The organism is Streptomyces sp. PKU-EA00015 (genome assembly GCF_013387495.1).
Lineage (GTDB): Bacteria > Actinomycetota > Actinomycetes > Streptomycetales > Streptomycetaceae > Streptomyces.
In genome coordinates, this window is record NZ_JABZEE010000035.1 from 152,790 (window position 1) to 173,635 (window position 20,846).

25 protein-coding genes and 7 tRNA genes are annotated in these 20,846 nt (G+C 70.8%); 9 read left to right on the forward strand and 23 right to left on the reverse strand.

Annotated elements, in window-relative coordinates; translation table 11 throughout:
- Positions 1-36: 36 nt before the first annotated feature.
- The 4 genes from coaD to HW130_RS22210 all read right to left on the reverse strand — a co-directional run bounded on the left by coaD (position 37) and on the right by HW130_RS22210 (position 5,082).
- A complete protein-coding gene (gene coaD, locus HW130_RS22195; protein ID WP_218183855.1) occupies positions 37-516 on the reverse strand; it encodes a pantetheine-phosphate adenylyltransferase in 480 nt (159 codons plus the stop codon).
- Positions 517-542: 26 nt separating this feature from the next.
- Positions 543-1,127: a 16S rRNA (guanine(966)-N(2))-methyltransferase RsmD gene (rsmD, locus tag HW130_RS22200; protein WP_177151422.1), complete on the reverse strand. Its 585-nt coding sequence runs from the start codon at positions 1,125-1,127 to the stop codon at positions 543-545.
- 37 nt (positions 1,128-1,164) lie between these two features.
- Positions 1,165-3,435 carry an ATP-dependent DNA helicase RecG gene (gene recG, locus HW130_RS22205; protein ID WP_177151423.1) on the reverse strand — a complete coding sequence of 757 codons (2,271 nt, stop codon included), beginning with the start codon at positions 3,433-3,435 and terminating at the stop codon, positions 1,165-1,167.
- A gap of 63 nt (positions 3,436-3,498) precedes the next feature.
- Positions 3,499-5,082 carry a DAK2 domain-containing protein gene (locus HW130_RS22210; protein WP_256356251.1) on the reverse strand — a complete coding sequence of 528 codons (1,584 nt, stop codon included), beginning with the start codon at positions 5,080-5,082 and terminating at the stop codon, positions 3,499-3,501.
- 265 nt (positions 5,083-5,347) lie between these two features.
- Here HW130_RS22210 and rpmB point away from each other — a divergent pair, with 265 nt between their 5' ends.
- A complete protein-coding gene (gene rpmB / locus HW130_RS22215) occupies positions 5,348-5,533 on the forward strand; it encodes a 50S ribosomal protein L28 (RefSeq protein ID WP_003957616.1) in 186 nt (61 codons plus the stop codon).
- Positions 5,534-5,615: 82 nt separating this feature from the next.
- Here the strand turns inward: rpmB and thiD are convergent, their stop codons facing one another.
- Both thiD and HW130_RS22225 read right to left on the reverse strand, forming a co-directional pair.
- Positions 5,616-6,404: a bifunctional hydroxymethylpyrimidine kinase/phosphomethylpyrimidine kinase gene (gene thiD, locus HW130_RS22220; protein ID WP_375256567.1), complete on the reverse strand. Its 789-nt coding sequence runs from the start codon at positions 6,402-6,404 to the stop codon at positions 5,616-5,618.
- A gap of 95 nt (positions 6,405-6,499) precedes the next feature.
- Positions 6,500-7,486, reverse strand: a complete 987-nt coding sequence (locus HW130_RS22225) for a thiamine-phosphate kinase (RefSeq protein ID WP_177151426.1) — start codon at positions 7,484-7,486, stop codon at positions 6,500-6,502.
- A 25-nt stretch (positions 7,487-7,511) separates the two neighbouring features.
- Between HW130_RS22225 and HW130_RS36090 the strand changes: the two genes are divergently transcribed.
- The 3 genes from HW130_RS36090 to HW130_RS22235 all read left to right on the forward strand — a co-directional run bounded on the left by HW130_RS36090 (position 7,512) and on the right by HW130_RS22235 (position 8,484).
- Positions 7,512-7,646: a hypothetical protein gene (locus tag HW130_RS36090; protein ID WP_256356241.1), complete on the forward strand. Its 135-nt coding sequence runs from the start codon at positions 7,512-7,514 to the stop codon at positions 7,644-7,646.
- Positions 7,647-7,759: 113 nt separating this feature from the next.
- Positions 7,760-7,993: an Lrp/AsnC family transcriptional regulator gene (locus HW130_RS22230; protein ID WP_037625030.1), complete on the forward strand. Its 234-nt coding sequence runs from the start codon at positions 7,760-7,762 to the stop codon at positions 7,991-7,993.
- A gap of 20 nt (positions 7,994-8,013) precedes the next feature.
- Complete coding sequence (locus HW130_RS22235; RefSeq protein WP_177151427.1) at positions 8,014-8,484, forward strand: DUF3515 domain-containing protein; 471 nt, start codon at positions 8,014-8,016, stop codon at positions 8,482-8,484.
- Between the two features lie 12 nt (positions 8,485-8,496).
- Here the strand turns inward: HW130_RS22235 and HW130_RS22240 are convergent, their stop codons facing one another.
- Genes HW130_RS22240 through HW130_RS22250 form a run of 3 tightly spaced genes read right to left on the reverse strand, consistent with a single transcriptional unit; the run spans position 8,497 to position 11,448 of the window.
- The gene (locus HW130_RS22240; protein ID WP_177151428.1) at positions 8,497-9,654 is read right to left on the reverse strand and encodes a D-alanine--D-alanine ligase family protein; all 1,158 of its coding nucleotides are present in this window, start codon (positions 9,652-9,654) and stop codon (positions 8,497-8,499) included.
- A 34-nt stretch (positions 9,655-9,688) separates the two neighbouring features.
- The gene (locus HW130_RS22245; protein ID WP_177151429.1) at positions 9,689-10,699 is read right to left on the reverse strand and encodes an NAD(P)H-dependent glycerol-3-phosphate dehydrogenase; all 1,011 of its coding nucleotides are present in this window, start codon (positions 10,697-10,699) and stop codon (positions 9,689-9,691) included.
- Positions 10,696-11,448 (reverse strand): 1-acyl-sn-glycerol-3-phosphate acyltransferase, encoded by a 753-nt coding sequence (locus tag HW130_RS22250; RefSeq protein WP_177151430.1) that lies wholly within the window; start codon positions 11,446-11,448, stop codon positions 10,696-10,698. Before HW130_RS22250 ends, HW130_RS22245 begins: the two co-directional genes overlap by 4 nt.
- A gap of 204 nt (positions 11,449-11,652) precedes the next feature.
- Here HW130_RS22250 and cofC point away from each other — a divergent pair, with 204 nt between their 5' ends.
- Complete coding sequence (gene cofC / locus HW130_RS22255) at positions 11,653-12,285, forward strand: 2-phospho-L-lactate guanylyltransferase (protein ID WP_375256568.1); 633 nt, start codon at positions 11,653-11,655, stop codon at positions 12,283-12,285.
- A gap of 53 nt (positions 12,286-12,338) precedes the next feature.
- The gene (locus tag HW130_RS22260) at positions 12,339-12,542 is read left to right on the forward strand and encodes a hypothetical protein (RefSeq protein ID WP_177151432.1); all 204 of its coding nucleotides are present in this window, start codon (positions 12,339-12,341) and stop codon (positions 12,540-12,542) included.
- Between the two features lie 95 nt (positions 12,543-12,637).
- On the opposite strand, the gene HW130_RS22265 is transcribed toward HW130_RS22260, so the two are convergent.
- The 4 genes from HW130_RS22265 to leuC form a co-directional block, all read right to left on the reverse strand.
- Positions 12,638-13,378, reverse strand: a complete 741-nt coding sequence (locus tag HW130_RS22265) for an HU family DNA-binding protein (protein ID WP_177151433.1) — start codon at positions 13,376-13,378, stop codon at positions 12,638-12,640.
- A 143-nt stretch (positions 13,379-13,521) separates the two neighbouring features.
- On the reverse strand, positions 13,522-13,749 hold the full coding sequence (locus HW130_RS22270; RefSeq protein ID WP_142213448.1) for a hypothetical protein: 228 nt from the start codon (positions 13,747-13,749) through the stop codon (positions 13,522-13,524).
- Between the two features lie 104 nt (positions 13,750-13,853).
- A complete protein-coding gene (gene leuD / locus HW130_RS22275) occupies positions 13,854-14,447 on the reverse strand; it encodes a 3-isopropylmalate dehydratase small subunit (RefSeq protein ID WP_177151434.1) in 594 nt (197 codons plus the stop codon).
- 6 nt (positions 14,448-14,453) lie between these two features.
- Entirely contained in the window at positions 14,454-15,884 is a 1,431-nt protein-coding gene (gene leuC / locus HW130_RS22280) for a 3-isopropylmalate dehydratase large subunit (RefSeq protein WP_177151435.1), read from the reverse strand.
- A gap of 144 nt (positions 15,885-16,028) precedes the next feature.
- On the opposite strand from leuC, the gene ndgR reads away from it, so the two are divergent.
- Positions 16,029-16,745 (forward strand): IclR family transcriptional regulator NdgR, encoded by a 717-nt coding sequence (ndgR, locus tag HW130_RS22285; protein WP_026278050.1) that lies wholly within the window; start codon positions 16,029-16,031, stop codon positions 16,743-16,745.
- A gap of 119 nt (positions 16,746-16,864) precedes the next feature.
- A complete protein-coding gene (locus tag HW130_RS22290; protein WP_177151436.1) occupies positions 16,865-17,113 on the forward strand; it encodes an SCO4226 family nickel-binding protein in 249 nt (82 codons plus the stop codon).
- Positions 17,114-17,169: 56 nt separating this feature from the next.
- On the opposite strand, the gene HW130_RS22295 is transcribed toward HW130_RS22290, so the two are convergent.
- Entirely contained in the window at positions 17,170-17,649 is a 480-nt protein-coding gene (locus HW130_RS22295) for a DUF4188 domain-containing protein (RefSeq protein ID WP_177151437.1), read from the reverse strand.
- An 80-nt stretch (positions 17,650-17,729) separates the two neighbouring features.
- Between HW130_RS22295 and HW130_RS22300 the strand changes: the two genes are divergently transcribed.
- Entirely contained in the window at positions 17,730-18,374 is a 645-nt protein-coding gene (locus HW130_RS22300; protein WP_177151438.1) for a MerR family transcriptional regulator, read from the forward strand.
- Between the two features lie 57 nt (positions 18,375-18,431).
- Here HW130_RS22300 and HW130_RS22305 read toward each other — a convergent pair.
- From HW130_RS22305 to HW130_RS22345, 9 genes are all read right to left on the reverse strand, one after another.
- Positions 18,432-18,504: transfer RNA gene (locus tag HW130_RS22305), tRNA-Glu, on the reverse strand.
- 27 nt (positions 18,505-18,531) lie between these two features.
- Positions 18,532-18,603 (reverse strand) — tRNA-Gln (locus HW130_RS22310).
- Positions 18,604-18,619: 16 nt separating this feature from the next.
- Positions 18,620-18,692 (reverse strand) — tRNA-Glu (locus HW130_RS22315).
- A 62-nt stretch (positions 18,693-18,754) separates the two neighbouring features.
- Positions 18,755-18,827 (reverse strand) — tRNA-Glu (locus tag HW130_RS22320).
- Positions 18,828-18,889: 62 nt separating this feature from the next.
- Positions 18,890-18,962 (reverse strand) — tRNA-Glu (locus tag HW130_RS22325).
- A gap of 62 nt (positions 18,963-19,024) precedes the next feature.
- A tRNA-Glu gene (locus tag HW130_RS22330) sits at positions 19,025-19,097 on the reverse strand.
- A 21-nt stretch (positions 19,098-19,118) separates the two neighbouring features.
- A tRNA-Gln gene (locus HW130_RS22335) sits at positions 19,119-19,190 on the reverse strand.
- 89 nt (positions 19,191-19,279) lie between these two features.
- Positions 19,280-20,002 (reverse strand): HAD family hydrolase, encoded by a 723-nt coding sequence (locus HW130_RS22340; RefSeq protein ID WP_177151439.1) that lies wholly within the window; start codon positions 20,000-20,002, stop codon positions 19,280-19,282.
- 61 nt (positions 20,003-20,063) lie between these two features.
- On the reverse strand, positions 20,064-20,735 hold the full coding sequence (locus tag HW130_RS22345; RefSeq protein ID WP_177151440.1) for a DUF4241 domain-containing protein: 672 nt from the start codon (positions 20,733-20,735) through the stop codon (positions 20,064-20,066).
- Positions 20,736-20,846: the final 111 nt, after the last annotated feature.

Below are 20,846 nucleotides of genomic sequence, written 5' to 3' on the forward strand. Positions count from 1 at the left end.
TGTCCTCCCGACACCGTGTGACGGACCGTCAGCGGCTCACTTCTCGGCGAGCCGCCGGACGAGGGCCTCGTGGACCACCGGCGGCAGCAGGTGGGAGACGTCGCCGCCCCACGCCGCGACCTCCTTGACCAGGCTGGAGGAGAGGAAGCTGTAGGTCGGGTTGGTCGGGACGAACAGGGTCTCGACGCCCGAGAGGCCGTTGTTCATCTGGGCCATCTGCAGCTCGTAGTCGAAGTCGCTGACGGCGCGCAGCCCCTTGACGATCGCGGGGATGTCGCGTTCCTTGCAGAAGTCCACGAGGAGACCGTGGTGGGACTCCACCACGACGTTCCCGTACTCGGTGGTGACCTGACGGATCAGCTCGATCCGCTCCTCCACCGTGAACAGGCCCTTCTTGGACTGGTTGATCATCACCGCGACGTGTACGACGTCGTACAGCTTGGAGGCGCGGGCGATGATGTCGAGGTGTCCATTGGTGATGGGGTCGAACGACCCCGGACAGACTGCGCGGCGCAACTGAAGTCCCTCGCTCTCCGGTCCGGTCATAGTGCGTCTTCGCACGTAGAGGCGGCGCGACCGTACCAAAGCGTCCCTTCGCCGTAGCGACGGGCCCGCAGCGGCTCGAAACCTTCGGGCCAGTTGAATTCTCCGCCTCTGGTGCTGCGCTCCACGGTGGCGAGCGCAGCGTCCGCGAGCCAGCCCTCGCGGCGGAGTGTGAGCAGAATCTCGCGAAGATCGTCGTCGGTGACGGCGTACGGCGGGTCGAGGAAAACCACGTCGTAGGGGTGCTCCGGAGCCGGGCCCGTGACGATCTGCTCGGCCTTGCCGGTACGGACCTCGGCACCGGGCAGGCCCAGCGCGCGGACGTTCTCCCGGACGGTACGGGCGGCGCGGGCGTCGGCCTCGACCAGCAGGGCGTGGGCCGCGCCGCGGGACAGTGCCTCCAGACCGACGGCGCCCGAGCCCGCGTAGAGGTCGGCGACGCGAATGCCGTGGAGGCTGCCGAGCTGGGACTCCCAGCTGGAGAAGAGTCCCTCCCGGGCGCGGTCGGACGTGGGGCGGGTGCCGTTGCCGGGCGGAACGGCGAGGCGGCGTCCGCCGGCCGCGCCGGCGATCACGCGGGTCATCTCGGGCCTCTCTGTGCGGGCTGACCTCCCAAGTCTCTCAGCCCTTGTCGAGGTACTGCTCCCGCTCCTTGTCCAGCAGGGCGTCCAGCGCCATCCGCAGACCGGGCAGGTGCTCCAGCTCCGGATCGGCCCGCACGACGGCGGCGGCCTCCTCGCGGGCGGCGGTGATGACCTCCTCGTCCTCGATGACGGCGAGCATCCGCAGCGAGGAGCGCACGCCGGACTGGGCCTGGCCGAGCACGTCGCCCTCGCGGCGCTGCTCCAGGTCGATCCGGGAGAGCTCGAACCCGTCCAGCGTGGCCGCGACCGCGCCCAGCCGGGCGCGGGCGGGGCTCGCCTCGGGCATCTCGGTGACCAGCAGGCACAGTCCGGGCGCGGAGCCCCGGCCGACCCGGCCACGGAGCTGGTGGAGCTGGGAGACGCCGAAGCGGTCCGCGTCCATGATCACCATGGCCGTGGCGTTCGGCACGTTCACTCCGACCTCGATGACGGTGGTGGCGACCAGCACGTCGACGTCTCCCGCGGCGAAGCGGCGCATCACGTCGTCCTTGTCGTCGGGCGCCATCCGCCCGTGCAGGACCTCGACGCGCAGTCCCGCGAGGGGGCCGCGGGCCAGCTGCTCGGCGACCTCCAGGACCGCGAGCGGCGGCCGCTTCTCCGCCTCGTCCTCGGCCGACTTCTTCTTGGTCTTCTCGTCCTCGGCGTCGCCGATCCGCGGGCAGACCACATACGCCTGGTGGCCGCCCTCGACCTCCTCGCGCACCCGCTCCCAGGCGCGCGCCAGAAAGTGCGGCTTGTCGGCGGCAGGGACCACATGGCTGGCGATCGGCGACCGCCCGGCCGGCAGCTGGTCGAGCACGGAGGTCTCCAGGTCGCCGAAGACCGTCATCGCGACCGTGCGCGGAATGGGGGTGGCGGTCATCACCAGCAGGTGCGGCGGCTGCTTCCCCTTCGAGCGCAGGGCGTCGCGCTGCTCCACGCCGAAGCGGTGCTGCTCGTCGACGACGACGAGGCCGAGGTCGTGGAACTGCACCTTGTCCTCGATCAGGGCGTGGGTGCCGATGACGATGCCCGCCTCGCCGGTCACCAGGTCGAGCAGTGCCTGGCGGCGCGCCGGCGCGCCCATGGAACCGGTCAGCAGCACGACTTTGGTGCCGTGGTCCGAGCCCCCGAGCGCCCGCCCGTCGCCCGGCCCCCGCCCCTTCTGCGCAGACTCCCCCGGAGCCTTCGGCCCGGGGGGACCCCCCTCGCGCCAAAGTCCCCAGTTCTCGGCGAGCTCGCCCATCATCTCGGTGATCGAGCGGTGGTGCTGCTGGGCCAGGACCTCGGTGGGCGCGAGCATCGCGGCCTGACCGCCCGCGTCGACGACCGCGAGCATCGCCCGCAGTGCCACCAGCGTCTTGCCGCTGCCCACCTCGCCCTGCAGGAGGCGGTGCATGGGGTGCTCGGTCGCCAGGTCGTCGAAGATCTCCTTGCTGACCGAGCGCTGGCCCTCGGTGAGGGTGAAGGGCAGCTCGGCGTCGAAGGCGTCGAGCAGTCCGCCGGGCACGGGCCTGCGGGCGACGGCGGGCAGCTGGGTGTCCGCGAACCTGCGGCGGGCGAGCGCGACCTGGAGGACGAACGCCTCGTCCCACTTCAGCCGCTGCCGCGCGGCCTCGATGTCGGCCTTGGTGCGCGGCCGGTGGATCTTGTGCAGGGCGTCGGGCAGGTCGGTGAGCCCGCGGCCCTCGCGCAGGGCGGGCGGCAGCGGGTCGACGGCGTCCCGCGCGCTGGGCAGGACGGCGTCGACCGCCTTGGCGATCTTCCAGGACTCCAGCTTGGTGGTGGCCGGGTAGATCGGGATGAGCGCCCCGGCCCAGCTGTCCACGGCCTCCTCGCCCTCCTCGCCGCGCAGCAGTTCGTAGGCGGGGTGGGCGAGCTGGAGCCTGCGGTTGAACATGGAGACCTTGCCGGCGAACATCGCGCGGGTGCCCGGCAGCAGGTCGTTGTGCGGCTTGTGCACGCCCTTGCCGAAGAAGACCAGCTGGAGCCGGCCGCTGCCGTCGGTGATGGTCACCTCGAGCCGGCGCCCGCGGCCCTGATTGAAGGTCAGGACGCGCGCGTCGGCGACGCGGGCCACCACCGTGACGTGCTCGTCCAGCGGCAGCTCGGACAGCGACGTCAGCTCGCCGCGCTCCGCGTACCGCCGGGGGTAGTGGTGCAGCAGGTCACCGAGGGTGTGCAGGTCGAGGTGCTCGGCCATCACCTTCGCGGTGGCGGCTCCGAGCGCGTTCTTGAGAGGTTCGTCGAGCGCGGGCACGCCACCCATTGCACACCACACCACCGACAGTCGTCGCGCACCTGTGGACAGCGCGCCCCAGGGGGCGTGCGCCTACTCCACGCCGATGAGCAGCGGCGTCCCGCGGCCGCCGCCCTCGTAGACGAGGGTGTCGACGGCGAGGTACCCCTCGCGGACGTGGGCCTCCAGGTGTGCGGCGAGGCCGGTGGGGACCCCGTCGCCGAGCACGAGGGTGACCAGTTCGCCCCCGGAGGAGAGCATCCGGTCCAGGACCGTGAGCGCCGTGTCGGTGAGGTCGTTGCCGATGACGGCGACGTCGCCGTCGATCAGGCCCAGCACGTCACCGGCCTGGCACACGCCCGCCGAGGTCCACGACTGCCGTTCCGCCACGGCGAGTTCGGCGTACCGGGTCGCGCCCGCTGCCGCCGACATGGCGACCACGTCCTCGTCGAAACGGCGGTCCGGCTCGTGGACGGCGAGCGCCGCGATGCCCTGGACCGCGGAACGGGTCGGGATGAGCGCGACGCGGACGCCTTCCGCGCGGGCCTGTTCCGCCGCGGCCGCGGCGGTGTGCCGCAGGGACGCGTCGTTGGGCAGCAGGACGACCTCGCGCGCGTGCGCCCGCCGGATCGCGTCGACCAGTTCGCCGCTGGCCGGCGGTTCCCCCGGCCGCATGGGCACGGTCGTGGCGCCCGCCTGGTCGCACAGGTCGACCAGACCGTCGCCGGGGACGACCGCGACGACCGCGCGCTGCACCCGCTCGCGCGGTTCCGCGGCCGACTGGGCGGCCTCGGCGCCGAAGTGAGTGATCCGGATCCGGTACGGCCGCCCCGCCTCGACGCCGGCCTCGACGGCGGCGCCCGCGTCGTCCACGTGGACATGGACGTTCCACAGGCCGTCGCCGCCCACGACGACGAGCGAGTCGCCGAGCCCGTCCAGCCGGGTGCGCAGCCGGGCGACCGCCTCGTCGTCCGCCTCCAGCAGGTAGATCACCTCGAAGGCGGGCCCGCCGCCTTCGCACGGCTCGACCGCACGGGCCTGGAGCGCCGGCCGGGCCGACGAGAGTCCCGGGGCCGCCGGCGCCTCGCCGGAGACGGCCTCCACCAGGGCGCCGAGCACCGCGAGCAGACCGCGCCCGCCCGCGTCGACGACGCCGGCCCGGTCGAGGACCGCCAGCTGGCGGGGAGTGTCGTCGAGGGCGGTCCGGGCGCCGGCGTAGGCCGCGTGGAGCGCGTCGGTCGGTGCGTTCTCGGCCGCCTCCGCGGCGGCCGCGGCCACGGTGAGGATGGTGCCCTCGACAGGGTGGGCGACGGCCTCGCGCGCCATCTCGGCGGCCCGCCGCAGCGCTCCGGCCAGCTGGCCGCCGGCGCCGATGCGCTCGGCCATGCCCCGCAGCAGCTGGGCGAGGATCGTGCCGGAGTTGCCCCGGGCGCCTATCAGCGCGCCGTGGGCCATCGCATGCATCACATCGGCGACCGAGGGCTGCGACCGCCCGGTCTCGTGGGCGGCGAAGACGGCTTCCACGGCCTGGGCGGCGGACTCCGCCGTCAGATAGAGGTTCGTGCCGGTGTCCCCGTCCGCGACGGGGTAGACGTTGATCGCGTCGATCTCCTCGCGCTCCCGGCCGAGGGCCTCCAGCGCCAGCGAGCACCAGGCGCGTACCACTTCGGCGTCCATCGTCTGCGGCACCTGGTGGTCCTCCTCGGTCGGCCGTGCGGGCCGTGGGCGGCGGGGTGCCTCGCAGCGTAGACCCCGGCTCCGACCAGGCACGGGGGCGGGTGCGCAGGAAGCCATGGTAGTTTCGTATCTCGGACGCAGCCGTTGTATGCTGCTCCGGTTGCCCGATGAGAATCGGGCCATTCCCCCGGCAGGCCACTTCAGATCACTGATTCCGGCACGCCGGATTTCACTGTAAGTGCATCTGAAGTCTTTGGAGTGACCCGTGGCTGCCAACTGCGACGTCTGCGGCAAGGGGCCGGGCTTCGGCAACAACATTTCGCACTCGCACCGCCGTACGTCCCGTCGCTGGAACCCGAACATCCAGCGCGTGCGTGCCGTGGTCGGTCGGACGCCGAAGCGGCTCAACGTCTGCACCTCGTGCATCAAGGCCGGCAAGGTCTCGCGCTAACCGCGACGTTTCGTCGTAGCGCAGCCCCTGCGGTTGCCTTGAAAGCCGGTCCACCTCGGTGGACCGGCTTTCGCCTTTTCCGCTAGCGGAGACGCCAGCCGTGGTCGACCGGGCCGATACCCGCGCCCAGGGCGAACCCGGCCGCGATCGCGCCGGTGACGTACTCCTTGGCCGCCCGTACGGCATCCGGCACGGACATCCCCTTGGCCAGCCCCGACGCGACCGCCGACGCCAGCGTGCAGCCGGTGCCGTGCGTGTGCCGGTTGTCATGACGACCCGCGCGCATCCAGTGCTCCTCGGTTCCGTCGGTCAGCAGGTCGACGGCGTCCCCGGCGAGATGACCGCCCTTGATCAGCGCCCAGCGCGGCCCGAATCCGAGCACGGCGTCGGCGGCCCGGCGCATGCCCGGTTCGTCGTGCACCTCGATGCCCGTGAGCTGGGCGACCTCGTCGAGGTTGGGGGTGGCGACCGTGGCCCTGGGCAGCAGCTCGGTACGTACGGAGTCGAGTGCGGAGGCCGCCAGCAGCGGGTCCCCGTGCTTGGAGACGCCGACCGGGTCGACGACCACGGGCACCTCGGTGCCGGCCAGCAGTTCCGCGACGGTCCCGACGAGCTCGGCGGAGGCCAGCATGCCGGTCTTCACGGCCTGCACGCCGATGTCGTCGACGACGCTGCGGTACTGGGCCCGTACGGCCTCCACGGGCAGCTCCCACGCGCCCTGCACACCGGTCGAGTTCTGGGCGGTGACGGCGGTCAGCACGCTCATGCCGTGAACGCCGAGGGCCAGCATGGTCTTGAGGTCGGCCTGAATACCGGCACCGCCGCCGGAGTCGGACCCGGCGACGGTGAGCACGCGAGGGGGTATGGGCATGTCCCCGAATCTACTGGGCGCCCCCATCCACCGGGCGTCCGGACCTGCTGAGCCTGCGGACCTGCTGAGCCTGAGGACCTGCTGAGCCTGCGGACCTACTGGGCGTCCGGCTGCCTGCCGTCCTCGATGTCCCCGAAGTGGTCCCAGCCGCCCTTGCTCGTCCACGGTGCGCCGTCGACCGTCACCTGGGGCAGCGCCGAGGGGTTGAGCACCTCTCCGATCACCTTCCAGCGGGCGGGCAGCTTGGCGTCCGGCGGGAACGTCGCGACGATCGCGTGGTCCTCTCCCCCGGTCAGCACCCACTGGAGCGGGTCGACGCCGACGGCCTGGCCGATGTCGTTCATCTGCGAGGGGATGTCGATCAGCCCCGAGCGCAGGTCGATGCGGACCTTGCTGGCCTCGGCGATGTGCCCGAGGTCGGCGACGAGTCCGTCGCTGACGTCGCACATGGCGGTGGCGCCGAGCCCGGCCGCCGCGGGGCCGGCGTGGTACGGCGGCTCGGGCCGGCGGTGCGCCTCGACGAAGGCGCGCGGCGAGCGGAAGCCGCGGGAGAGCACCGCGTGCCCGGCGGCTGACCAGCCCAGCCAGCCGGTGTAGGCGACGACGTCGCCGGGCTGGGCGCCCGCGCGGGTCACCGGCTCGTGGTTGCGCAGGTCCCCGAGTGCGGTGATCGCGACGGTGATCACGTCGCCGCGTACGATGTCGCCCCCGACGACGGCCGCCCCGGCCACCTGACACTCGTCCCGGATGCCGTCCATCAGCTCGGTGGCCCAGGTGACGGGAAGCTCGGCGGGCACCACGAGGCCGAGGAGCAGAGCGGTCGGGACCGCGCCCATGGCCGCGATGTCGGCCAGGTTCTGGGCGGCTGCCTTGCGCCCGACGTCGTACGCCGTCGACCAGTCACGGCGGAAGTGCCGGCCCTCCAGCAGCAGGTCCGTGCTCGCCACGACCCGCCGGTCCGGTGCGGCCACGACCGCGGCGTCGTCGCCGGGTCCCAGCCGCACCGCGGGGGTGGAGGTGAGCCGGGAGGTGAGCTCCCTGATGAGCCCGAACTCCCCCAACTCGCCCACAGTGCCCTTCACCGAGGTTCACCTCTCCGTTTGTGATGTGTCCGATGTATCCGACGTACCGGCGGCCTGGGCCGGCGACCCCGCACTGCGGTCGCAGGCCGTCCCCGCCGTCGGTACCGTCGAGAGATACGTCAACTTCTGCTCTGTGCACGCCACGCTGCGGGCGCCGTAAGCCGCGCAGGTCTCCCCGTGGCCCGCGACGACGCGATACCGTGGCGACCCTTCTCCTTGGGATCTCCCCACCGACCGTAGGGGACATGATCCTGCTGCCGCCCTGGAGGTTCCGTGGTACAGGCGTACATCCTCATTCAGACCGAGGTGGGCAAGGCGTCGACGGTCGCCGAGACCATCGGCAAGATCCCCGGCGTGATCCAGGCCGAGGATGTGACCGGCCCCTATGACGTCATTGTGCGCGCACAGGCCGACACGGTCGACGAGCTGGGCCGCATGGTGGTCGCCAAGGTCCAGCAGGTCGACGGCATCACTCGCACCCTCACCTGCCCGGTCGTGCACCTGTAGCCCCCGTCTACCCTTGGCCGGTGACGTCTTTCGACCGCCGGCCCCTTGTCCTGTCCGCCGCCGCGCTCCTTGTCGCCGCCGCCGGCTGCTCCTCCAGCGACGCGTCGTCGGCGGCGGCGGTTCCCAGCCCCCCGGCCGGAGAAGCCGCCCTGTGCCGTGCGCTCGACCGAGCGCTGCCGCAGTCGGTCGCGGGGCAGGAACGGAAGGATCCCGAGCCCGCGTCCGAACTCACCGCCGGCTGGGGCGATGCCGCGATCGTACTGCGCTGCGGTGTGCCGCGGCCGGAGAGGATGTCCGATCCGCAGGCGCAGGGCGTCGAGGTGAACGGGGTCAACTGGCTGCTGGAGGAGCGGGACGACGGTCCGCGGTTCACCACGACGTACCGCAGGACCTATGTCGAGGTCACGCTCGCGAAGCAGTACACGCACGACGCGAGCCCGCTCACCGATCTGGCCGGGCCCGTCGAGAGGACGGTCCCGGCCACACTCTGACCCGGCTCGGAACTACCGCAGTCCGGTGGAACGGTTCAGCGCCGCCTGGATGAGCCGGTCCACCAGCTCGGTGTACGTCACGCCGCTCTCCTGCCACATCCGCGGGTACATGGAGATCGGGGTGAAGCCCGGCATGGTGTTGATCTCGTTGATGACGAACTCGCCGTCCTCGGTGAGGAAGAAGTCCGCGCGTACGAGGCCCTCGCAGGAGACGGCGTCGAACGCCTTGACCGCCAGCCTCTGCACCTCGGCCGTCTGCTCGTCGGTCAGCGGCGCGGGCACCAGGCCGGCCGCCGAGTCGATGTACTTGGCCTCGAAGTCGTAGAAGTCGTGCGACGAGACCGGCGGGATCTCGGCGGGCACGCTGGCGCGCGGGCCGTCCTCGAATTCGAGGACGCCGCACTCGATCTCGCGCCCCCGCAGCAGCGACTCCACCAGGATCTTGGGGTCGTGGCGCTGCGCCTCGGCGATCGCGTCGTCGAGTCCGGCGAGGCCGTCGACCTTGGTGATGCCCATCGAGGAACCGCCGCGTGCGGGCTTGATGAACAGCGGCCAGCCGTGCTCGCCCGCGAAGTCCACGATCTTCTTGCGGGCCGCGGACGGGTCGGCCGCCCACTCACGCGGGCGGATCACCTCGTAGGGACCGACGGGCAGGCCGAAGGAGATGAAGACGCGCTTCATGTACTCCTTGTCCTGGCCGACCGCCGAGGCGAGCACGCCCGAGCCGACGTACGGGACGCCGGAGAGCTCGAGGAGACCCTGCAGCGTGCCGTCCTCGCCGTACGGGCCGTGCAGCATCGGGAAGACCACATCGACCTCGCCGAGCACCTTGGGCACGGAGCCCGGTTCGCTGTAGACGACCTCACGGCTGCCGGGGTCGACCGAGAGCACCACGCCGCCCTCGTCGGACTCGGCCAGCTCGTCGACGCTGGGGGTACGGCGTTCGATGATCGCCATCCGCTCCGGCTCGTCGGCGGTCAGAGCCCACCGGCCGTCGCTGGTGATGCCGATCGGCAGCACGTCGTACTTGGTGCGGTCGATGGCCCGCAGCACCGCGCCCGCGGTGACCACGGAGATCCCGTGTTCGGAGCTGCGGCCGCCGAAGACGACGGCTACGCGCGGCTTGCGGAGCTGCTGCTCGGGGCTCTGGGGGAGGTTCTCGGTGCTCATATCGCGATGAGACTACCCGCTGGTCCGTGACGCGTCAGCGCCGCTCGGGCTTGGCGGCGCGGGACATGAGTTCCTTGAGCGCGACAACCGGCGGCTTCCCCTCGTGGACGATCCCGACGACCGTCTCCGTGATCGGCATGTCGACATCGTGCCGGCGTGCCAGATCGAGAACCGACTCGCAGGACTTGACGCCCTCCGCGGTCTGCTTGGTGACGGCGATCGTCTCCTGGAGCGTCATGCCGCGGCCGAGGTTGGTGCCGAAGGTGTGGTTCCGCGACAGGGGCGAGGAGCAGGTGGCGACGAGGTCGCCGAGGCCCGCGAGTCCGGAGAAGGTGAGCGGGTCGGCGCCCATGGCCAGGCCGAGGCGGGTGGTCTCGGCGAGGCCGCGGGTGATCAGCGATCCCTTGGCGTTGTCGCCGAGTCCCATGCCGTCGGCGATGCCGACGGCGAGCCCGATGACGTTCTTGACGGCGCCGCCCAGTTCGCAGCCGACGACGTCCGTGTTGGTGTACGGGCGGAAGTAGGGCGTGTGGCAGGCGGACTGCAGCCGCCGGGCCACGGCCTCGTCGCGGCAGGCGACCACGGCGGCGGCCGGCATGCGGGAGGCGATCTCCTTGGCCAGGTTGGGGCCGGTGACCACGGCGACGCGGTCGGCGGGCACCCCGGCCACCTCCTCGATGACCTCGCTCATCCGCTTCGCGGTGCCGAGTTCGACGCCCTTCATCAGCGAGACGAGGACGGTGTCCGGGGCCAGTTCGGGGGCCCAGGCGGCGAGGTTGCCGCGCAGCGTCTGGGAGGGGACGGCGAGGACGGTGAAGTCGGCGCCGCGCAGGGCCTCGGCCGCATCCGTGGTCGCCCGCAGGTTCACCGGGAGCTCGATGCCGGGCAGGTAGTCCGGGTTGGTGCGGGTGGTGTTGACGGCGTCGGCGAGTTCGGCGCGGCGGCCCCAGAGGGTGACGTCGCACCCCGCGTCGGCGAGGACCATGCCGAACGCGGTGCCCCACGAGCCCGTTCCGAAGACGGCTGCCTTGACGGGCTGGGTCACTTCACTTCCTCCCCGGCGGTCTTGCGGCGCTGCTCGGCACGCGCTTCGCGCAGATCGTACGGCTTCTCGGGCGCCTTCTCACCGCGGATCTCCTCCAGGAGCGCGGTGATCGCGGCCATGATCTCCTCTGTCGCGGCCCTGAGCACCTCGGGCGTGGGGTCCTGGCCGTAGAAACGCGTGAGATCGACGGGCGGGCCGGCCAGCACCTGGAGCGTCTTGCGCGGGAAGAGGCGGACCTTGTTCTCCTTGGCGTACGGCGGCATCGCCAAGTTGGCGCCCCACTGGGCGACCGGGATGACCGGCGCCTTGGTCTGCAGGGCGGCGCGGGCCACTCCCGTCTTCGCGGTCATCGGCCACTGGCCGGGCTCGCGGGTGAGCGTGCCCTCGGGGTAGAAGGCCACGCATTCGCCGCGCTGTACCGCGTCGACGGCGGCACGGAAGGCGCCCACCGCGTTCGAGGACTCGCGGAAGACGGGGATCTGGCCCGTCCCGCGCAGCATCAGCCCGACGCCGGGCGCCTTGAAGAGCGCCGCCTTGGCCAGGAAGCGGGGCACTCGTCCGGTGTTGTACTGGAAGTGCCCGTAGGAGAACATGTCGAGATACGAGTTGTGATTGATGGCGGTGATGAATCCGCCCTCGGCCGGAATGTGTTCCATTCCCCGCCAGTCCCGCTTGAACAGAAGCAACAGCGGCGGCTTGGCGATGACCGCCGCCAGGCGGTACCAGAAGCCGATTCTACGGCGGGACACTCGGACACCTTCCTCTACGACCGGGCTACTGCCTGGCTGCTGGGGGTCAAGTCTCGCCCCAGGCCCCTGGTCTGTCGAGGACACGGTACGCCTCGCCCCCCGCACCCGGCCCTCGGGCCCTTGGCCGTCCCGGGCGACAATGGGGCCCCGACGCGCACGGACGGAGAGCCCGCCACGGACACGAAGCCGACCCTCCTGTGGTCCTTGATCGTCCCGCTGAAGCCCCTGGCCCTCGCCAAGAGCAGGCTGGCGGAAGCCGCGGACGACGTGCTGCGGCCACGGCTCGCCCTGGCCTTCGCCCAGGACACCGTGGCCGCGGCGCTGGCCTGCACGGCGGTGCGCGATGTGGTGGTCGTCACGGACGACCCGGCGGCCGCGGCGTCGCTGGCGGCGCTCGGGGCGCGGACAGTGCCGGACGCGCCCGCGGCGGGCCTCAACGCGGCACTGGCACACGGCGCGCACTCGGTGCGCGCGCGACGCCCGGGGGCGGCCATCGCCGCGCTCAACGCCGATCTTCCGGCATTGCGGCCACGCGAATTGGCCCGGGTACTGAGCGCGGCTTCGGTATTTACCCGGGCATTTCTGGCGGATGCCGCCGGAATCGGTACGACATTGCTCAGCGCGTTGCCGGGAGTGGAATTGCGTCCGGCATTCGGCGGCCCTTCACGCCGTCGGCATTTGGCATCCGGCGCCGCGGAAATCCTCGTCGGCGGTGTCGATTCCGTGCGCCGCGACGTGGACACGGCGACGGATCTGTCGGTGGCGCTGGCGCTCGGGGTCGGCCCTCGGACCAGCCGGCGGCTCATGACGGGCGCACCCGCGCCGGACAGCCTCTAGCCGCTGCCCGCCCTGATCCGCGGGGCGGCTCCCGGCCCCCGTAGGCTGGGCGCATGCAGGCGACCTCGTACATGTACGACCCCGAGACCCGCAGCGGGAGTGTGCTGCTCGACGACGGCACCCCGGTGGAGTTCGACACCGCCGCCTTCGACGCGGGCGGCCTGCGGCTGCTGCGCCCCGGCCAGCGGGTGCGGATCGAGACCGAGGGAGAGGGCGACGCCCGCCGCATCACCCTGGTGACGCTGCAGACGTTCTGACGCCGGGCGCGCACACGCCGCGGGCCGGTCTCCCCAGGGGGAGACCGGCCCGGCGCGTGAGTGGCCCTGTGTGACCTCGTACCGCTTGCTTCCGCCTACTTCTTGCGGGCGGTGGTCTTCTTGGCGGTGGTCTTGCGCGCCGTCGCCTTCTTGGCGGGCGCCTTCTTGGCGGTGGCCTTCTTGGCGGGCGCCTTCTTGGCGGTGGCCTTCTTGGCGGGAGCGGTCTTCTTCGCCGCCGCCTTCTTGGCCGTGGTCTTCGCCGGTGCGGCCTTCTTGGCTGCCGCCGTGGTCTTCTTGGCGGCCGGGGTGGTCTTCTTCGCGGTCGTCTTCTTCGCCGTGGTCTTCTTGGCGGCCGGGGTGGTCTTCTTCGCGGTCGTCTTCTTCGCCGTGGTCTTCTTGGCGGCCGGGGTGGTCTTCTTCGCAGTCGTCTTCTTCGCCGTGGCCTTCTTGGCGGTGGCCTTCTTGGCCGCGGCCTTGGCGGTCGTACGGGTCGGGGCACCGCCGGAGAGGCTGCCCTTGGGGGCCTTCTTGACGGAGACCTCGCCTCCCTTGGGGAGCTTCTTCGTGCCGCTGACCAGGTCCTTGAAGCCCTGGCCCGCGCGGAACCGCGGGACGGACGTCTTCTTGACCCGCACCCGCTCACCCGTCTGCGGGTTGCGGGCGTAACGGGCGGGACGGTCGACCTTCTCGAACGAGCCGAAGCCGGTGACCGAAACCCGGTCTCCGGCGACTGTTGCGCGGACGATCGCGTCAAGCACCGCGTCGACAGCGTCAGCGGCCTGCTGGCGGCCGCCGAGCTTGTCGGCAATCGCTTCTACGAGCTGCGCCTTGTTCACGTCTTCCCCTTCGGAGACATTTGGCCGGAACGATTGCGTCCAGGCTTTTTCGCACGTTAGGCAGATATATACCGCAAATCAAACACGAAACGGGCTAATCACCCTAGTGCCGCAACGAAGTCGACCTCGGCGGAGTTCTGAGGTCAGTCACCTTCAGGGAATCGGCCCTCGTCGAGGTCCTTCATCAACCGGTCCAGACGCCTTGCCGCGTCCGGGAGATCGTGCTTCGCCGCTGCCGTGACGACCAGCAGCTTCCGGGACAGCGCCATCCTTACGCCCTCCGGGACTTGCAGTGCGCGCACTCTTGTGTGCGCTTCCTTCAATCGGGCCGCGACCGCCTCGTAGAGCTCGAGTTGGCTGTCACGTTCCATGCACCGATTGTGCCATCTGGGGCGAGTTGTCGCCCGATGGGGTCTCAACATGCGACTGCGCCCCCCACCGGGCGGTGGAGGGCGCAGATCGGGAAAAGCGCTGCTCAGGCGTCAATCGTACGGGGTTTGAAGGACGGTCGGCCCGCCTCGTACGCCGCGATGTCCGCTTCGTTCTGAAGGGTGAGGCTGATGTCGTCGAGGCCGTTCAGCAGTCGCCAGCGGGCGTTCTCGTCGAGCTCGAAGTCGGCGTCGATTCCCGGCGCGAGGACCTTTCGCTGCTCCAGGTCCACCGTGATCTCCACGGTGGGGTCCGCCTCGGTCAGCGCCCAGAGCGCGTCCACGGTCTCCTGGTCGATCACGACGGTCAGCAGACCGTTCTTGAGGGAGTTGCCGCGGAAGATGTCGGCGAAGCGGGACGAGATGACGGTCTTGAAGCCGTAGTTCTGCAGGGCCCACACGGCGTGCTCGCGCGAGGAGCCGGTGCCGAAGTCGGGGCCGGCGACCAGGACCGTGGCGCCGCTGCGCTCCGGCCGGTTGAGCACGAACTCGGGGTCCTTGCGCCAGGCCTCGAACAGGCCGTCCTCGAACCCGTCGCGGGTGACCTTCTTCAGCCAGTGCGCGGGGATGATCTGGTCGGTGTCGACGTTGCTGCGGCGCAGCGGAACGGCGCGGCCGGTGTGCGTGGTGAAAGCTTCCATGGTTCCTCAGACCCCCGCGGGCGTAGAGACGACGGCGTCGGACAGGTCGGCCGGGGAGGCCAGATGGCCGAGCACCGCGGTGGCGGCGGCGACCTGCGGCGAGACCAGGTGCGTACGGCCGCCCTTGCCCTGCCTGCCCTCGAAGTTGCGGTTGGAGGTGGACGCGGAACGCTCGCCCGGAGCCAGCTGGTCGGGGTTCATGCCCAGGCACATGGAGCACCCCGCGTGGCGCCATTCGGCCCCCGCGGCGGTGAAGACCTTGTCCAGGCCCTCCTCGACCGCCTGCAGGGCGACCCGCACGGAGCCCGGGACGACCAGCATCCGTACGCCGTCTGCGACTTTGCGGCCGTCCAGGATCTCGGCGGCCGAGCGCAGGTCCTCGATACGGCCGTTGGTGCACGAGCCTACGAAGACGGTGTCGACCTTGATGTCGCGCAGCGGCTGTCCGGCGGTCAACCCCATGTATTCCAGGGCCTTTTCGGCCGCCAGGCGCTCCGAAGCGTCCTCGTACGAAGCCGGGTCGGGGACGTTCGCCGACAGGGGCGCGCCCTGGCCGGGGTTGGTGCCCCAGGTGACGAACGGGGCCAGTTCGGCGGCGTCGATGAACACCTCGGCGTCGAAGACGGCGTCGTCGTCCGTGCGCAGCGTCTTCCAGTACGCGACGGCGGCGTCCCAGTCCTCGCCCTTGGGGGCGTGGTCGCGGCCCTGCAGGTAGTCGAACGTGGTCCGGTCCGGGGCGATCATGCCCGCCCGGGCGCCGGCCTCGATCGACATGTTGCAGATGGTCATCCGGGCCTCCATCGAGAGTTTCTCGATGGCGGAGCCGCGGTACTCGATGACGTAGCCCTGGCCGCCGCCGGTGCCGATCTTGGCGATGATGGCCAGGATCAGGTCCTTGGCGGTGACGCCGTCGGGCAGCTCGCCCTCGATCGTGATGGCCATGGTCTTGGGGCGGGCCATCGGCAGGGTCTGGGTGGCCAGCACGTGCTCCACCTGGGAGGTGCCGATACCGAAGGCCAGCGCGCCGAAAGCGCCGTGGGTGGAGGTGTGCGAGTCACCGCAGACGACCGTGGTGCCGGGCTGGGTCAGACCCAGCTGCGGGCCGACGACGTGCACGACGCCCTGCTCGACGTCGCCGAGCGGGTGCAGCCGGACACCGAACTCCGCCGCGTTCTTCCGCAGGGTCTCCAGCTGTGCGCGGGAGACCGGGTCGGCGATCGGCTTGTCGATGTCGAGGGTCGGGGTGTTGTGGTCCTCGGTGGCGATGGTGAGGTCGAGCCGCCGCACCCGGCGACCGCTCTTCCGCAGACCGTCGAAGGCCTGGGGGCTGGTCACCTCGTGCAGCAGGTGCAGATCGATGAAGAGGAGGTCGGGCTCGCCTTCGGCGCGCCGGACGACATGGTCGTCCCAGACCTTCTCCGCGAGTGTCCTACCCATCGCTTTCCCTCCGGCCGGCTGTGCCGCCGACACAACTAGAGATCTTGTGCAATGCCCGTTGGTCCGCGGGCCGCCACTACAGCGTGACAAGTTCCATGGAAAATTGAACTTGCGTTTCACAGAGTGAGACGTGAGTATCGTTGCATGGACAACTCTAGCGGCGTCGGTGTTCTCGACAAGGCGGCCCTTGTCTTGAGCGCCCTGGAGTCCGGTCCGGCCACCCTCGCGGGTCTGGTCGCGGCCACGGGACTCGCACGACCCACGGCCCATCGCCTGGCCGTGGCATTGGAACACCACCGTATGGTGGCGAGGGACATGCAGGGCCGGTTCATCCTCGGACCGCGGCTGGCGGAGCTCGCCGCCGCCGCCGGAGAGGACCGGCTGCTGGCAACGGCCGGACCTGTGCTCACGCACCTGCGCGACGTGACCGGCGAGAGCGCCCAGCTCTACCGCCGGCAGGGAGACATGCGCATCTGCGTGGCGGCGGCCGAGCGGCTGTCCGGACTGCGGGACACCGTGCCCGTCGGCTCCACGCTCACGATGAAGGCCGGCTCCTCGGCGCAGATCCTGATGGCCTGGGAGGAGCCCGAGCGGCTGCACCGCGGGCTGCAGGGCGCGCGCTTCACGGCGACGGCCCTGTCGGGCGTACGGCGCCGGGGCTGGGCCCAGTCGATCGGCGAGCGCGAGCCGGGCGTGGCCTCTGTCTCCGCTCCCGTACGGGGCCCGTCGAACCGCGTGGTGGCCGCCGTGTCGGTCTCCGGCCCCATCGAGCGCCTGACCCGCCACCCCGGGCGTATGCACGCCCAGGCCGTCATCGACGCCGCCGCGCGTCTGAGCGAGGCGCTGCGCCGCTCCGGCTGATCTCCCTTGCGTCCACCTCCGGCCGGCCCCTTCAACGCCGCAGGGGCCGGCCGGAGGTGTTTGCGGGGCGTGCCGGGTGCAGCATGGAAATACCTGCCGAGCGACGGAGGTGCAGGACCATGGCCGAGTTCATGGACGTACACCACGGGATGAAGGGCATCACGAGCGACCAGCTCATGGAGGCACACCGCGCGGATCTCGCGCTCGAGGGCGAGGAGGGCGTGCACTTCAAGCAGGCGTGGGCGGATCCGGAGTCGGGGACCGTGTACTGCCTGTCGGAGGGGCCGTCCGCGGACGCCGTGCAGCGCGTCCACGAGCGCACGGGCCACCCGGCGGACGAGATCCACGCGGTGCCCCTGACAGTGTGAGCATTTCCGTGGAGCCTCCGTCACCGCACGTGACGGAGGCTCCGCGGTGTCCGGCCTCAGACGCGCAGCCGGTCCTGTGCCCGGACGCCGTCGCGAAGCGCGGCGGTGCCGTACGCCCGGCCGAGGCCGTGGGGCGGCATGTCGCCGTACATGGTCTCGTACGACCCCTCCGGCACGAGGTACGTCTCGTGCCAGATGCCGACGTGCCTCCCGCCTTTGCGGGCCAGCCGGTTGTAGCGACCCCACCACGGGCGGTGGCGCCTGTCCGGGGCGCTCGCGTAGGCGAGGAGCTTCTCCTTCGACTCCCAGTACTGGACGACGCAGTACGTGCGCGGCGAGCCCGTCAGCAGGATGTGGTGGAGGAGACCGAGCGAGCGGTCGGTGCCCAGCTCCCTCAGCATCATCGGCATCGCGAGCAACACCGGCAGCCAACGGTGCACCGCCCAGAGGTGGTTGACCCGCATGCCGATCAGGAAGACGACGACGTCGCCCGATGCCGCGGCCGTGGTACGGCCGGGCAGCGTCTTGCTGCGCATGATGACCCCCAGAAGGTTGTTGGATAGTGGCACTACCCATGATTGGATAGTGACACTCTCCAAGGAAGGGTGCAAGGGGAATGCGGCTCTCGGAACTGAGCGAGCGGAGCGGGGTCTCCACCGCGACGATCAAGTACTACCTGCGCGAGCGGCTGCTGCCGCCCGGCCGGCGCGTCACCGCCACGCAGTCCGAGTACGACGAAGACCATCTGCGCCGGCTGCGACTGGTGCGGGCGATGATCCAGGTCGGCGGCGTGCCCGTGGCCACGGCCCGCGAGGTGCTCGCCCACGTCGACGACGAATCGCTCGGACTCACGATGCGCCTGGGCGCGGCGACATGGGCGCTGCCCCAGCTGCCGGAGGCACCCGTGGACGACGCGGCCGCGGCGGACGCCCGGCAGGAGGTCGAGCGGCTGCTGGAGGAGCTGGGCTGGGACAGCGCGCGCGAGATCGGCGACCTCTCCCCCGTCTACCGCGCACTGGTGACGTGGCTCGCGACGCTGAGCAGCCTCGGGTACGCGGTCTCGGCCGCCGAACTGCTGCCGTACGCACGCCAGATGGAGCAGATCGCCAGATGCGACATGGACCAGCTGGAGAACTACCCGGCGGGCGCCGAGCAGGTGGAGATGGCGGTGGCGGCGCAGGTGCTGTACGACCCGCTGTTGCTGAGCCTGCGACGGCTCGCCCTCGAGGCGGAGACGGCCCGCCGGTACGGCATCGTCTAGCACCCCGGGAAACGCCGAAGGGGCCCTCCACCTTCGTGGAGGACCCCTTCGCTCTTGTACCCCCGACCGGATTCGAACCGGCGCTACCGCCTTGAGAGGGCGGCGTGCTAGGCCGCTACACAACGGGGGCAAGATCGTGATCCATGGGCTGGATCCGCTGGGCTACCAGGACTCGAACCTAGACTAAATGAACCAGAATCACTCGTGCTGCCAATTACACCATAGCCCATGGTGGTTTAGACCAGTACCCCCGACCGGATTCGAACCGGCGCTACTGCCTTGAGAGGGCAGCGTGCTAGGCCGCTACACAACGGGGGCCCTAGCGATCCTGCATCGAGAGCGACCGGGTGCGACCCAGGTGATCTCGCGGGAAGGATCTGTACCCCCGACCGGATTCGAACCGGCGCTACTGCCTTGAGAGGGCAGCGTGCTAGGCCGCTACACAACGGGGGCCCTAGCGATCCTGCATCGAGAGCGACCGGGTGCGACCCAGGTGATCTCGCGGGAAGGATCTGTACCCCCGACCGGATTCGAACCGGCGCTACTGCCTTGAGAGGGCAGCGTGCTAGGCCGCTACACAACGGGGGCCCTAGCGATCCTGCATCGAGAGCGACCGGGTGCGACCCAGGTGATCTCGCGGGAAGGATCTGTACCCCCGACCGGATTCGAACCGGCGCTACTGCCTTGAGAGGGCAGCGTGCTAGGCCGCTACACAACGGGGGCTTTGCAGATGAGCTCTGCGAGCTGGCCTACCAGGACTCGAACCTAGACTAACTGAACCAGAATCAGTCGTGCTGCCAATTACACCATAGGCCACCAAAACGCAACCCCCTGTGGGGATCTTGTTCGGGTTTGCGCTTCCGGTTCCGGGCTTTCGGCCCGCTCCCCTTGGCGCAGGAAGAACATTACCCGAAGGTGGACGGCGCTCCAAAACGGGTATCGCCGCGCAGCAGTGCGGGCAGCTGGCCGAGACCGGTGATCCGGGTGAGCTCCGGTCTGCCGCCGAGACCGGCGCGGTCGAGCCAGATGCCGGTGAGTCCCGCCTCGACGGCGCCGCGGGCGTCGATGTCGGGCTGGTCACCGACGTACGCGACCTCGCACGGGGCGAGGCCCATGACCTCGCAGGCGCCGAGGAAGGCGGCGGCTTCGGGCTTGGAGACGCCGAGTTCCACTGCGCACACGACGGCCTCGAAGCGGTCCCGCACGCCGAGGACGCGGAGTTTGCGGTCCTGGTTGTGGATGCTGGAGTTCGACAGGACGGCGTGACGGTAGTCACGAGCGAGAAGGTCGAGAACAGGCACGGCGTCGGGGAACAGCGCCCAGGCGGCCTCGTAGTGCTCGACGTGCCGGCCGAACCAGGCGTCGGCCTCGTCGTCGCTCATCCCCGGCGCAGCGAGGAACTGCCGGACCCTGTCGCGCCGCTGCCCCGTGAATGTGGTCTCCCCAGCGGCGAAGCGGGCCCACTGGACGTCGGTGATCTCCCGCCATGCGACGAGGGCCTGCTCGACGGAGTCGTATCCGCCGGGCAGGCCCTCGTTCCGCAGGTGCTCGCGCATGCCGGCGCGGTCGGCGCTCGCGTAGTCGAAGATCGTGTCATCGATGTCCCAGAGGACGGCGCGGATCGGCATGTCTCGACCGTACCGCCACGACGCCGCCCGGCTGGGGGTTCGCATACGCCGAAGCCGGTGCTCAGGCCGTGGCCTCGGCCGGGACCACGAAGAAGTCCGTCACGAAGCAGACGACCTCGCCGGAGGCGTCGCGGCCGACCCAGGTCGGGTAGGCGCCGTCGCCCCAGCCGGACATGAAGGCGATCAGGTTGTGGCCGGTGTCGGGGGCGGTGACCGTGTGGGGGCCCAGGTACGCGCCGCCGCCCGCGTCGAAGGCGTCCCACAGCGGCCCTTCGTCGCCCACGCAGTCGGGGAAGGACTCGTCACAGGCGGCGTCGTAGAAGCAGCCAGTGCCCGCGTCCACGCCGTAGGCGAAGAACTCGTCGTCGGCCAGCTCCGCCGGATCCTGGCCTGCCTGGTGGGCGATCTCCCAGGTGACCGGCTCGGTGTCCCTGATCAGCAGGCGGGCGGCGGCGATCCGCAGGTGGGGCTCGTCGGCCGGCGGCTCGTCGGGCTCCGCGAGCGTGGCGACGGCGCACTCCACCGGGTAGCGGCCCGGGGCGACCTCGGCGGTGAACGGCTCGGACTCGCCCGTGCCCAGCGAGACGAAGGGGTCGCAGGCCACGACCCTGCCGGTGGGCAGCCACAGTTCGCCGCCCTTGACCACGGACATCGTGCCGACGAGCGATCCCATGTCCTGGAAGTGGTTGCCGGGCGTGAAGTGCCAGGAGAAGTCGGGCGCGGGCATGGGCATGCTGGTCCCCCAGGAAGCCGAGACGATCGTGATCGCCCCGAACACTAGTCCCGCGCTCCGACAACGCCGAAGGGGCAGCGGCCTCTTCGGCCACCGCCCCTTCTGCACACC

Bases quoted from the DNA above. Each gene is read 5' to 3' on its own strand.
- rsmD (WP_177151422.1), bottom strand. From the start codon at position 1,127: ATGACCCGCGTGATCGCCGGCGCGGCCGGCGGACGCCGCCTCGCCGTT.
- recG (WP_177151423.1), bottom strand. From the start codon at position 3,435: ATGGGTGGCGTGCCCGCGCTCGACGAACCTCTCAAGAACGCGCTCGGA.
- HW130_RS22210 (WP_256356251.1), bottom strand. From the start codon at position 5,082: ATGGACGCCGAAGTGGTACGCGCCTGGTGCTCGCTGGCGCTGGAGGCC.
- thiD (WP_375256567.1), bottom strand. From the start codon at position 6,404: ATGCCCATACCCCCTCGCGTGCTCACCGTCGCCGGGTCCGACTCCGGC.
- HW130_RS22240 (WP_177151428.1), bottom strand. From the start codon at position 9,654: ATGAGCACCGAGAACCTCCCCCAGAGCCCCGAGCAGCAGCTCCGCAAG.
- HW130_RS22260 (WP_177151432.1), top strand. From the start codon at position 12,339: ATGCAGGCGACCTCGTACATGTACGACCCCGAGACCCGCAGCGGGAGT.
- HW130_RS22270 (WP_142213448.1), bottom strand. From the start codon at position 13,749: ATGGAACGTGACAGCCAACTCGAGCTCTACGAGGCGGTCGCGGCCCGA.
- leuD (WP_177151434.1), bottom strand. From the start codon at position 14,447: ATGGAAGCTTTCACCACGCACACCGGCCGCGCCGTTCCGCTGCGCCGC.
- leuC (WP_177151435.1), bottom strand. From the start codon at position 15,884: ATGGGTAGGACACTCGCGGAGAAGGTCTGGGACGACCATGTCGTCCGG.
- ndgR (WP_026278050.1), top strand. From the start codon at position 16,029: ATGGACAACTCTAGCGGCGTCGGTGTTCTCGACAAGGCGGCCCTTGTC.
- HW130_RS22290 (WP_177151436.1), top strand. From the start codon at position 16,865: ATGGCCGAGTTCATGGACGTACACCACGGGATGAAGGGCATCACGAGC.
- HW130_RS22295 (WP_177151437.1), bottom strand. From the start codon at position 17,649: ATGCGCAGCAAGACGCTGCCCGGCCGTACCACGGCCGCGGCATCGGGC.
- HW130_RS22300 (WP_177151438.1), top strand. From the start codon at position 17,730: ATGCGGCTCTCGGAACTGAGCGAGCGGAGCGGGGTCTCCACCGCGACG.
- HW130_RS22340 (WP_177151439.1), bottom strand. From the start codon at position 20,002: ATGCCGATCCGCGCCGTCCTCTGGGACATCGATGACACGATCTTCGAC.
- HW130_RS22345 (WP_177151440.1), bottom strand. From the start codon at position 20,735: ATGCCCATGCCCGCGCCCGACTTCTCCTGGCACTTCACGCCCGGCAAC.